The sequence below is a fragment of the Actinoplanes sp. NPDC026619 genome, from assembly GCF_040638295.1.
In the GTDB taxonomy this organism is placed as follows: Bacteria; Actinomycetota; Actinomycetes; order Mycobacteriales; family Micromonosporaceae; genus Actinoplanes.
Genome location: NZ_JBEZYA010000032.1, coordinates 97,964 through 109,203 on the forward strand (window position 1 = coordinate 97,964; position 11,240 = coordinate 109,203).

Consider the following 11,240-nt stretch of genomic DNA (forward strand, 5'->3'; position numbering starts at 1 on the left):
ATAGTCGATATATCGGCGGAAGTCTATGAGTGCCGTCCCGCTCCGCCCACCCCCAGCTGGTGAAACAGGGGAAAACCCTTACCGCGACCGGCGCAGATCCAGCACCGCAAGATCACACCGCGGGTGTAGCGGCCACCGCCACGACCACCCCGGAGTACACCCGCTTGGGCAAGACGAGCTCGGCCCCCGGTCCGGCGGCGGCGAGTGCCGCCGCTTCCGCGACGCTGGGGGTGCCTACGGCGGCGGCGATTCTTTCGCTCTTATGGGGTACGTCGTGAGCACCGAGCTCCGCCGCCACGAACGAAACCAGCTCCCACCCGTGCGTCGCGGCCAGCTCCCGCACGCCGTCCTCGGCCGCCCGCCGATCAAGAGTGGCCAGCACCCGCACGTCACCCCAGTCGGCCCCGGCCTCGGCGAGCGCCCGTCCGACCGCGTCGGCGAGCTCCGGCATCGGCTTCCCTGCCCGAGCCCCCAGCCCGACGACCAGGCTCACCGCGGTGTGGAAGCCGCCGCCACCACGTTGCTGGCCAGTGACGGGGCGCCGGCCCAGTGCAGGTGCAGGTAGGAGGCGTGCACGGCGGGGGTGGCGAAGCCCTCCGGGTCGGCGCCGCGCCACTGCCAGGCGGCGCCGCCCGCGGGCGACAGCAGCAGGCCGGATCGAGGATGGACGGTCGTGCGGTGGAACTCGTGGCCGGTCACCCGGGTGCCGGCCGGGGCGAGCGGGCTGTCCGACAGGGCGACGGCGTCGCGGTAACCCAGGGTCAGGGTGGGGGTCATCGCGGCGTCGGCGTCGAGGACGCCGCACATCGGGGCGTCGTCGAGGGTGCGGCACAGCCAGAGCAGGCCGGCGCACTCGGCCACGATCGGGCCGCCGACCGCGGCCAGCGACGCCACGGCCAGGCGCAGGGGCTCGTTGGCGGAGAGCTCCGCCGCGTACACCTCGGGGAAGCCGCCACCGACCACCAGGCCGCGCGTTCCGGCCGGCAGTTTTTCGTCCCGCAGCGGATCGACCGTCACCACGTCGGCGCCCGCCGCCGTCAGCAGCTCCGGCGTCTCCGCGTAGGAGAACGAGAAGGCCGGCCCACCGGCGATCGCGATCACCGGCCGGACGCCTCTCGCACCCTGCGGCCCGCTCAAATCCAAGCCGGCCGTCTCGAGCGCGCTCTCGGGGCTCCACGGCGTCACCGACAGAGCCGGCGCGGAACGCGCGATCACGGCTACCTCGTCGAGGTCGACCGACGCGGCGACCAGTGCGGCCAGGGCGTCCACCGAGGCCCGTGCCTCGGCCCGGCGTTCGGCGGCCGGCACCAGACCCAGGTGGCGGGAGGGTGCGGCCACCGCGTCGGCCCGGCGCAGCGCGCCCAGCACCGGCGTGCCGACCTCCTCGCACGCCTCGCGCAGCAGCGACTCGTGCCGGTCCGAGCCGACCCGGTTGAGGATCACCCCGGCCAGCCGCACGCTGCCGAAGCTGCGGAAACCGTGCACCAGCGCGGCGATCGACCGGCCCTGGGCAGCCGCGTCGACGACCAGGATCACCGGCGCGCTCAGCAGCTCGGCGACCTGGGCGGTCGAACCGGTGTCGCCGGCGCCGGTGCGGCCGTCGTAGAGGCCCATCACGCCCTCGACGACGGCCAGCTCCGCGCCGGCCGAACCGTGCGCGAACAGCGGCGCGATCCGGTGCTCGCCGGCCAGCACCGGATCGAGGTTGCGGCCGGGGCGACCGGCGGCGAGGGCGTGGTAGCCGGGGTCGATGTAGTCGGGACCGACCTTGAACGGCGCGACCGTCATCCCGCGCCGGGCGTAGGCCGCCAGCAGCCCGGTGGCCACGGTCGTCTTGCCGTGACCCGACGCGGGCGCGCCGATCACGACCCGGGGGATCATCACCACTCGATGCCCTGCTGTCCCTTGCGGCCGGCGTCCATCGGATGCTTCACCTTCGTCATCTCGGTCACCAGGTCGGCCGCGTCCAGCAGGGCCGGCGCCGCGTCCCGCCCGGTGATCACCACATGCTGCGTGCCGGGCCGGTCGGTGAGGGTGGCCACCACGTCGTCCACGTCGACCCAGCCCCACTTCATCGGGTAGGTGAACTCGTCGAGCACATAGAACCGGTAGGTCTCCGCGGCGATGTCCCGCTTGATCTGCGCCCAGCCCTCGACGGCCTCGGCGGCGTGGTCGCGCTCGGTGCCGGCCCGCTGGATCCACGACCAGCCCTCGCCCATCTTGTGCCAGGTCACCGGCGCTCCGCCGGGCATCTGGCCGAGCGCCTTGAGCGCCGACTCCTCGCCGACCCGCCACTTCTCCGACTTGACGAACTGGAACACCCCGACCGGCCACCCGGCGCTCCATGCCCGCAGCGCCATCCCGAACGCGGCCGTCGACTTCCCCTTGCCATGCCCGGTGTGCACGGCAAGCACGGCCTGCCGGCGACGCTGCCGGGTGGTGAGCCCATCGTTCGGTACGACGTCGACCTTCCCCTGCGGCATCAGGCAGCCCTCCCCGGGGCCGTGGCGGCGCCGGCTTCGAGTTGGTCGAGGGGCATCAGGTCGGCGTCGAGCGCGGTGGCCAGCCGCCGGGCCAGGCCGAGGCGCACCGGACCGGACTCGCAGTCGACGACCACCGTCGCGACGCCGGCCAGGGCGGGCGCCATCAGCACCGGGTCCGGCCCGCTGGTGGCGCGGCCGTCGGTGACGATGATCAGCAGCGGCCGCCGGCGCGGATCGCGGCGGCGCTCGGTGGCGATGGTGGCGGCGGCGGTGCGGAGCCCGGCCGCGAGCGGCGTGCGGCCGCCGGTCTTCAGGGCGGCGAGCCGCATCACCCCGACCTCGTGGCTGGAGGTCGGCGGCAGCACCTGCTCGGCGTCGTGCCCGCGGAACGTGATCATCCCGACCCGGTCCCGCCGCTGGTAGGCGTCGCGCAGCAGCGACAGCACCGCGGTCTTGACCACGGTCATCCGGCGGCGCGCGGCCATCGACCCGGAGGCGTCCACCACGAACAGGACGAGGTTGGCCTCACGTCCGACGTGGACGGCCTCCCGCAGATCACGGGGCTGAACAAGCCGCCCACCGGCCTGCGCGAACCGGTCGCCGCGGTGCAGCGCGGCCCGCAGGGTGGCGGGCAGATGCGGCGCCCCGCCGAGCTTGCCGACCGGAACCCGGGAGCCGATCACCCGGCCGCGGCGGGCGATCGACGGCGACCGGCGACCGGCATGCCCGCCGGTGCCACGAGCAGCGATCTTGAGCGTACGGGTGCGATAGGCGTTCCCGGCCGCAGCGGCCGGCGCCATCCCGGCACCCGATTTGTCCCCTGCGTCCGGGGTATCAAGGCCGGCGTCGGAGGGAGGCTGACCGGGCGCGCCACCATCCGGCCCGGACGAGGGGGGCGGAGGCGGTCCTCCATCCGGCCCGGACGAGGGCGGCGGAGGCGATCCCCCACCATCCGGCTCCGGGTCGTCATCCTCGGAAGGCGGCGACGGCGGCGGCTCGGCCTGCGACAGCGCATCTTCCAGGCGTTCCTCATCGGTCCCCGGCGGATCGAGCGGATCCTTGCGCCGCCGGTGCGGCAGCGCCAGCCGAGCCGCGTCCCGCACGTCATCAGCGGTGACGACATCCCGCCCGTGCCAGGCCGCGAGCGCCACCGAGCACCGGGCCACCACGATGTCGGCCCGCATCCCGTCGACGCCGTAGGCGAGGCACACCCGGGCGATCCGATCGAGCTCGCCATCCGGCAGCACCACCCGCGGAAGGTGCTGACGGGCGGCCACGATCCGGGCCGCCAGCGCCAGCTCGTCGCCGGCGAAGCGAGCCGCGAACGCGTCCGGATCGGCCTCGTAGGCCAGCCGGCGGCGCACGACCTCGGCGCGGTCCCCCGCGTCCCGGGGCGCGCTGACCGTGACGACCAGCCCGAACCGGTCGAGCAGCTGCGGCCGGGGCTCGCCCTCCTCCGGGTTCATCGTGCCGACGAGCAGGAACCGGGCGGCGTGTTTGACCGACACCCCGTCCCGCTCGACGTGCGCCCGCCCCATCGCGGCCGCGTCGAGCAGCAGGTCGACGAGGTGATCGGGGAGCAGGTTGACCTCGTCGACGTACAGAATCCCGCGGTGTGCCGCCGCGAGCAGTCCCGGCTCGTACGCCTTGACCCCGTCGGCCAGCGCCCGCTGAATGTCCAGCGTGCCCACCACCCGGTCCTCGGTGGCGCCGACCGGGAGCTCGACGAGGGCGGCCGGGCGGGAGTGCGCCGGCGAGTCGGGCGCGTGTGGCCCGTCCGGGCAGAGCGGGTCGGGCGCGCCCGGGTCGCAGGCGAAGCGGCAACCGCGAACCACGTCGACCGGCGGGAGCAGGGACGCGAGAGCGCGTACGACAGTGCTCTTGGCAGTGCCTTTTTCGCCTCGGACGAGAACCCCGCCGACGTGCGGCGAGACGGAGTTGAGCAGCAGGGCGAGCCGAAGATCGGCGAGCCCGACCACGGCGGAGAACGGGTACGGCGTCACAAAGATCCCTTCTGCGCGGGTGTCCACGCCCACGCGCCGGTGACACGAGCGGACGGAGTCTCTGACTCCCGGATAGGGATCGCTACCCGGTCACAATGGCGGGACCGTCCCGGATTTCCACCGGGTTCCTCCGCTACCGCTCGACCGTCATGCTTTCTCACCGCTGTGTGCGGCGTCAACGCGGCCGTCGGTGACGGGAATCGCAGGCGTCGGCGGCGGGGCGAGCCGATCGAGCTCTTTGACGGTGTCGAGCATGGCGAGCGCGGACTTCTCGATGAGGGGCCGCAGCCGGGCATAGAGGGCGGCGTTCGCCGGATCGGGCACGGTCGGTTCGCCGATCGGGATGAGCGCGGCCGCATGGTCGAGGTCGGGCAGTTGGCCGACGGCATGCCAGCCGAGCAGGCAGGCGCCGAGGGCGGTGCCCTCCGGAGTGTCGGCGACCGCGACCGGCAGATCGAGGGTGGCGGCGAGCACCCCGATCCACAGCTCGGACGCCACCGCGCCGCCGGTGGCCCGGACCTGCGTGACCGGGAAGTCGAACGAGTCCTTGACCAGCGCCAGCTGCTGGCAGACCCCTTCGACCGCGGAGCGCACGAGGTGGGCCCGCCCGTGCTCGCGGCGCAGCCCGAGGTAGGCGCCCCGCAGCCCCGACCGCCACCACGGCGCCCGCTCGCCGAGCAGGTAGGGCAGGCACAGCAGTCCGTCGCTGCCGGGCGGCGCGCTCTGCGCCTCCATCAGCAGGGCGGCGTCGCGCTCGTCGGCGTCCTCCCCTTCGGCGCCGGGCCGTTCGAATCCGGCCGCGAAGCTCTGCCCGGCCCACCGCACGACGGATCCGGCGTTGTTGACCGCCCCGCCGATGACCCACCGGTCCTCGGTGAGCGCGTAGCAGAACAGCCGGCCGTTCTCGTCGGAGGTGGGCCGGTCGACGACCGTGCGCAGGGCGCCGGAGGTGCCGAGCGAGATGGCCGCCACTCCGGCCGGGGTGGCGCCGACACCGAGGTTGGCGAGCGGCCCGTCGGCCGCCCCGATGATCAGCGGGGTGCCGTCCGGGAGCCCGGCGAGCCCGGCCTTGAGCCGCAGGACGGTCGTGGTGGGCACGACCTCGGCGAGCTGCCCGGCACTGACGCCGGCGATCTGGAGCGCCTCGGCATCCCAGCCCCGGGCGTGGATGTCGTAGAGACCGGTGCCGGACGCCAGCGACAGGTCGAGCAGGAACGGCTCGTCGGTGAGGGCGGCCAGGATCAGCTCCTTGACCCCGCCCCACCGCGGGGTGTCCCGCAGCGTGGCCGGGTCGTTGTCGCGCCACCAGGCCAGCTTGGTCAGCGGCGACATCGGGTGCACCGGCGTGCCGGTGCGGGCCTGCAGTGAACGGGACCGCCCGGCCGCGAGGATCCGGTCGCACTGGTCACCGGAGCGGGCGTCGGCCCAGGTGACCAGCGGCCCGAGCGGATTGCCGCTCTTGTCGAGCGGCACCAGCGCGTGCAGGAACGCGCTGAGGCTGACCGCGACGACCCGGTCGCCGTTCTCCCGGCAGGCCGCGGCCACGTCGGTGAGGGCCTTCACGGCGGCGTCGCGCAGTTGCCCGGGGTCGAGCTCGGCGCGGCCCGGGCCCGGCACCAGCAGGGGGTAGTGGACGGAGGTGTGGGCACGCAGCGTGCCGTCGATGGTGGCAGCGATGCCCTTGGTGGCGGTGGTCCCGGTGTCGATGCCGATCACGACGTCCGTCATGCCTTCAACGTATCCGTCAGACGACCGTCACAAACGGTTGACCGCCGCGCGGCGTCACCTCCACCTCGTCGGCCACGGCGGGCAGCAGCACCACGTCTCCGGTCACCGGGAGCCAGGGTCCGCCGGCCGCGCGATAGCGGAACGTGGCGTTGAGGTAGCCGACCACGACTCCCTGCGGAAACGCCAGCCGCACGTGCAGCAGCAGGCCCGGCGGCCGGACGAAGCCCGCGTAGCGCGGGGTGCCGCTGCCGACGAAGAAGAAGACCCGGGCGCCGTCGTCGCCGGGCACGGTCTGCACGACCAGGGCCCGCCCGTCCGGTAGCGTGCCGCGGACGTGCCACGAGGTCAGGTCCGGGTTGAGCTGGTAGCCGTAGGTGTCGGCGTACTTCGCCAGGGCGGTCACGTCCCAGCCGCCGAGAGCGGTGGCGCCGGCCAGGACCCGGTCGATCCGTTGCGGCACCTGCGAGGTCGTGGCCGGCTGCATCTCGCCGAGATTGGCGATCTCCACCCGCTTCGTGCCGTAGCGCATCGCGATCCCCACCCGTCCGAGCTGCGGAAAGACCCGCCGGACCGACACACCCCCGTCCGAGACGACCGGCTGCCAGGTCCGCAGCAGCTGCCCCACCGCGTCGAAGCTGAAATCCTCGGACAGCTCCACCGGCTGCCCGAGGTCCGCGACCACGAGCACGTCCCGTAACCGTCCGAGCAGCAGCGCCGACGGTTCGACCGCCCCCCGCGCCACCAGTTGCCCGGACCCCACCGCGCGCAGCTCCCCACCGGCCGTCTCGACCCAGCCGAGCAGGTCCTGCCGCTCCCCGCCGTCGAACCGGACGGGTTGGCTGAGCAATGCCGCCGGACCGGCCGGCGTGTTGCCGGCCCACCGGACCCGGGCTCTGCCCTCGGTCCCGAACATCCCCGCGACCCCGTCCCAGGCATCGCGTGCCCGCCCCAGGAACGCCTGGTCCTGCCCGAGGTCCCCGGCCGCCGGCGGTTCCGGCTCGACCGCGCTCGTCCCGCGCCACACCGCGAACGGCACGGCCGCCAACCCGGCCACTCCGGCCGCGAGCACGGCCCGCCGCCGGACGACCCGCCGCCGCCCCCCGTTGCGGACCCGAGCGAGCAGATCCGCCGGCGGCGCCAGATCGGAGGTGGCCCGCACCAGAACTTCCCGGATGTCGGAGTCGGTCATCGCTAGTCCCCCTCCTTGACCAGAATCGGCCCGAGAACCGCCCGGAGCTTGTCGAGCCCCCGCGCCGCATTGCTCTTGACGGTGCCTGCGCTGCAGTCGAGCGCCGCGGCCACCTCGTCGACCGGCAGATCCTCGAGATATCGCAGCACCACGACGGCCCGCTGCCGGGGAGGCAACCCGCGCAGCGCGCCGATCACCGCATCGCGAACGACCACCCCGTCGCTGTGATCCGGGAGCCCGACCTCGATGTCGCCGAGCGCCGCCTCCGGCCGCCGGCCGCGCCGTCGCCACCGGTTGATCGACCGATTGACCAGGATCCGCCGCGCATAGGCATCCGGTCCGCCGCGAATGCGCCGCCACCGCACGTACATCTGCTCGAGAACTTCCTGCAGGAGATCCTCGGCCGCATGCCGATCCCCGGTGAGCAGGTAGGCAACCCGCAACAGCGCAGCCGACCGGCTACGCACGAACTCATCGAACTCGCGGTCCGCCAATGCCCCTCCCCCGTCGGTCACCCTCCCAGACACCGGGAGACCGAGGCAGGTTGCATCAACGGCAAACCATTCAGAGGTACGGCATTGACCGGTCCCGTGGCCGTCGAGGCGACCTGGGCGGCCGGTCACGGCCGTTGCGCCACCATCGCGTTGGCGGCGGGTCAGGCTACTTTCGCCGGGCTGTAGAGCTTCTCGAACTCGCCCGCCGGCATCGGCCGCCCGAACAGGTAACCCTGGGCGAAGTGGTAACCGGCCGCGCGCAGGCGGGCGGCCTGCGCCTCGGTCTCGACGCCCTCGGCGACCGCCTCGATGCCGAAGTCGTCGGTGAAGCCGATCAGGTTGCGCACCACGATCGCCCCGGCGTGGTCGGCCGCCGCGCCGCTGACGAACGACTTGTCCACCTTGAGGACGTCCACCGGCAGATCGAGGAGCAGGCTCAGCGAGGAGTGCCCGGTCCCGAAGTCGTCGAGGGCCACCCGCAACCCCAGCTCGCGCAGCGCGGTCAGCTGCTCGGCGGCGCTACCGGTGTTCAGCACGGCCGTCTCGGTGACCTCGATCAGCAGGCGGGCCGGGTCGGCCCCGGTCTCGGCGAGGATCTCCCGGACCGTCGCCACGAAGCCGGGCTCGGCCAGCTGCCGCGCCGACACGTTGACGCTGATCTTCTCCGGCGCGGCGTCACCGAGCCGCCGCTGCCAGTCCGCCGCCTGCCGGCACGCGAACTCGAGCACCCAGCGCCCCAGCCCGAGGATGGCGCCGTTCCGTTCGGCGAGCGGGATGAACACGTCCGGCGGCACCAGGCCGCGCTCCGGGTGCTGCCACCGCATCAGGACCTCGGCGCCGACCGGCCGCCCGGTGGACAGGTCGGTGATCGGCTGGAACAGCGCGAAGATCTCGCCGCGCTCCAGCGCCTGGCGCAGTTCGCCGGACAACCGGGCCGACTCGTCCGCGGCCCGGTCCATCGCCGGGTCGAACCACTGCCACCGGTCCCCGCCGGCCGCCTTGGCGCTGTACATCGCCACGTCGGCGCGGCGCAGCAGCTCATCCGGGTCGTCGCCGGCGCGGCTGCGGGTGACGCCGATGCTCACCGCGGTGGCGAGGATGTTGCCGGCCAGATCGGCCGGCCGCCCCAGCTCGGTGACCAGCTGGTCGAGAAGATCGTCGCCGACCGCGGCCAGGACCACCGCGAATTCGTCGCCGCCGAGCCGCCCCACCGTGCCGAGGTCGCCGACCAGGTCGGTCAGCCGGCGGCTGGTCTCGACGATCAGCCGGTCGCCGACCTGGTGGCCGAGCCGGTCGTTGACGACCTTGAAGTCGTCCAGGTCGAGCAGCAGCACGTGGAAGTCGCCACCCTCGTCGAGCAGTTCACGGGTGCGCTGCTCGAGGAGGGCGCGGTTGGCCACCCCGGTGAGGCTGTCGTGGGTGGCCTGCCGGGTCAGCTCCTCCCGGTGGCTCTCGACGGTGGCCATCAGCCGGTTGTTGTCGCGCAGCGCGATGATCTGCCGGCCGATCGCCAGGAACGTCAGCGCCACCACGATCGCCTGCATGAACCGGGTCTCGCCCGGGCTGCGGGTGCTGGTCGTCAGCAGCATGCCGTCGGTGACCGCGACCGCGAAGTAGGGCACGACACTGATCCGCCTGCCGCGACGCCGGTTGCGGGCCGGTGTGTCGCCGGCCCGCCACTGACGGACCGCGGCGAGATGGATGGCGACCGCGGCGATCGGCACCGCTACCAGGCTGCTGGACAGGTACGGCTTGTCGATCAGGAACGGCGACATGCTGCCGACGGTCGCGGAGACGGCGGCGCCGACCGCGAGGACGTAGGTGGACCGCCGGTCCAGCCGGCCGGCGCCGGCGAACGCCACCTTCATGAAGGTGACCATGGACAGCGTGGTGAGCAGCGCGATGGCCAGCATCCCGCCGGCCGAGCCGGTCTGCCGCTCCCACGTGTGGTGGTCGCGCAGCGAGAACCGCCAGACGAACGCCGCCACGGTGATGAGCACGACGCAGGCGTCGATGCCGAACCGGATCCAGTCGCTACGGCTGCGATGCCACGAGGGCAGGCGCAGCAGCGACCACATGACCAGCACCAGGACGCCCAGATAGAAGACCAGGGCGACCGGCCCGACCCGCTGCGACGGCGCCGCACCGGCGGTGGCGTCGGCCGCGTTCGCCACGATCCCGGCGGTGAACAGCGCGCAGGCGATGGTCAGGTGGCGCCAGAAGCGGCGGGTGCTCGGGTCCAGGTCGGGCCGGCGGCTCACCGCCCAGCAGGCGCGCCCCGCGAGGATCGCGGTGACCGGCAACGGCAGCCACCCGACGACCGGGTGCGCCCACGGGTGGAAGAGGCCACCGATCAGCCACGCGGTGCTGAGCGCCAGGGCGATACCCGACACCACCAGCGAACTCAGCCTGCGCTGCAATGCAAACTCCCTCCGGCGGATCCTCTGGAAGATCAGGTCGGCTCCCGCGCCGCCGACCTGAGCAAAACGGCCGGCGCGCGACGTCCCGCTCAGTTCCCCGCCCCGCCTGCCGAACCGAGTCTTGAGCGGTCGGAACGCACGGAGGAGCCACCGGATGCAACCCGAGCAGCCGCCGTCGCCCTGGGCGGCCGCGGGCACACCGCAGTACAGCCCACCCGACCCCACCGGCTGGCCCACCCCGACCGCCCCACCCCCACCCGGCACCGCCGGCTGGCCGGCCCCGAACGGCGCCCCCGGCTGGCCGGCCCCGAACGGTGGTGCCGGCTGGCCACCTCAGGGGGCCGCGCCGTGGCAGCCGGGATATCCACCGCCGGCCCGCCCCGGCAATCACAAACCGCTGATCATCGGCCTGATCGCCGTCCTGGTGATCGGGCTGGGCGCGGGCGCGATCGGCACCAACGCCTGGGCGAAGCACTCCATCTGCGCGGCGATGGAGAACGACACGATCACCGGCAGCTCGTCCGCCGGCAGCTCCTCCGGCGGCCTCAGCCAGTCCGACCTGGCCGAGATGCGCCACGTCGCCGAACAGCTGCGCGGCCGCGCCCGCCTGCTGATCTTCGACGGCACCCTGCGCACCGCGGTCAAGGGCCTGGCCGACGACGTCGACAACATCGCGAACCTGCTCGGCTCGTCGAGCAGCACCGAAGACGCCTTGCTGGGCGGCGGCTTCGCCGAGCTGATGATGGTCGCCGCCTCGGTGAACGGCCACGCCCGCCAGGCCCAGCGCGCCTGCGGCCTACCGGCCAGAGGCATCTTCAACGACTAGAGCCAACGCCGCTCAGTTAGGGCGGGGTGGTGCTCGTCAAGGGTCTGGGCTGACGATGTTGATGCTGGTGGTGGCTTGGTAGCTGTACCGGTCGATG

9 protein-coding genes and 1 riboswitch are annotated in these 11,240 nt (G+C 73.5%); of the genes, 1 reads left to right on the forward strand and 8 read right to left on the reverse strand.

The genetic code is table 11. The features are described from left to right. Positions 1 to 112: 112 nt before the first annotated feature. The 8 genes from AB0E90_RS43505 to AB0E90_RS43540 form a co-directional block, all read right to left on the reverse strand. Complete coding sequence (locus AB0E90_RS43505; protein ID WP_360418202.1) at positions 113 to 493, reverse strand: cobalamin biosynthesis protein; 381 nt, start codon at positions 491 to 493, stop codon at positions 113 to 115. Beyond that, on the reverse strand, positions 490 to 1,881 hold the full coding sequence (locus AB0E90_RS43510) for a cobyrinate a,c-diamide synthase (RefSeq protein WP_360418203.1): 1,392 nt from the start codon (positions 1,879 to 1,881) through the stop codon (positions 490 to 492). The genes AB0E90_RS43505 and AB0E90_RS43510 overlap by 4 nt, the downstream gene beginning before the upstream one ends. After that, positions 1,881 to 2,483, reverse strand: a complete 603-nt coding sequence (gene cobO, locus AB0E90_RS43515) for a cob(I)yrinic acid a,c-diamide adenosyltransferase (RefSeq protein ID WP_360418204.1) — start codon at positions 2,481 to 2,483, stop codon at positions 1,881 to 1,883. The genes AB0E90_RS43510 and cobO overlap by 1 nt, the downstream gene beginning before the upstream one ends. Next, the gene (locus AB0E90_RS43520) at positions 2,483 to 4,486 is read right to left on the reverse strand and encodes a magnesium chelatase subunit D family protein (protein WP_360418205.1); all 2,004 of its coding nucleotides are present in this window, start codon (positions 4,484 to 4,486) and stop codon (positions 2,483 to 2,485) included. The genes cobO and AB0E90_RS43520 overlap by 1 nt, the downstream gene beginning before the upstream one ends. 36 nt (positions 4,487 to 4,522) lie before the next feature. Continuing rightward, positions 4,523 to 4,650: riboswitch (cobalamin riboswitch) on the reverse strand. Continuing rightward, positions 4,634 to 6,214, reverse strand: coding sequence for a gluconokinase (locus tag AB0E90_RS43525; protein WP_360418206.1), 1,581 nt, complete (start codon positions 6,212 to 6,214; stop codon positions 4,634 to 4,636). It overlaps the preceding riboswitch by 17 nt. 16 nt (positions 6,215 to 6,230) lie before the next feature. Beyond that, positions 6,231 to 7,403 (reverse strand): hypothetical protein, encoded by a 1,173-nt coding sequence (locus AB0E90_RS43530; protein ID WP_360418207.1) that lies wholly within the window; start codon positions 7,401 to 7,403, stop codon positions 6,231 to 6,233. A 2-nt stretch (positions 7,404 to 7,405) separates the two neighbouring features. Beyond that, positions 7,406 to 7,897 (reverse strand): SigE family RNA polymerase sigma factor, encoded by a 492-nt coding sequence (locus AB0E90_RS43535; protein WP_360418208.1) that lies wholly within the window; start codon positions 7,895 to 7,897, stop codon positions 7,406 to 7,408. Between the two features lie 161 nt (positions 7,898 to 8,058). Beyond that, positions 8,059 to 10,317: an EAL domain-containing protein gene (locus AB0E90_RS43540; protein ID WP_360418209.1), complete on the reverse strand. Its 2,259-nt coding sequence runs from the start codon at positions 10,315 to 10,317 to the stop codon at positions 8,059 to 8,061. Between the two features lie 154 nt (positions 10,318 to 10,471). On the opposite strand from AB0E90_RS43540, the gene AB0E90_RS43545 reads away from it, so the two are divergent. After that, the gene (locus AB0E90_RS43545; protein ID WP_360418210.1) at positions 10,472 to 11,143 is read left to right on the forward strand and encodes a hypothetical protein; all 672 of its coding nucleotides are present in this window, start codon (positions 10,472 to 10,474) and stop codon (positions 11,141 to 11,143) included. The last annotated feature ends 97 nt before the right edge of the window (positions 11,144 to 11,240 follow it).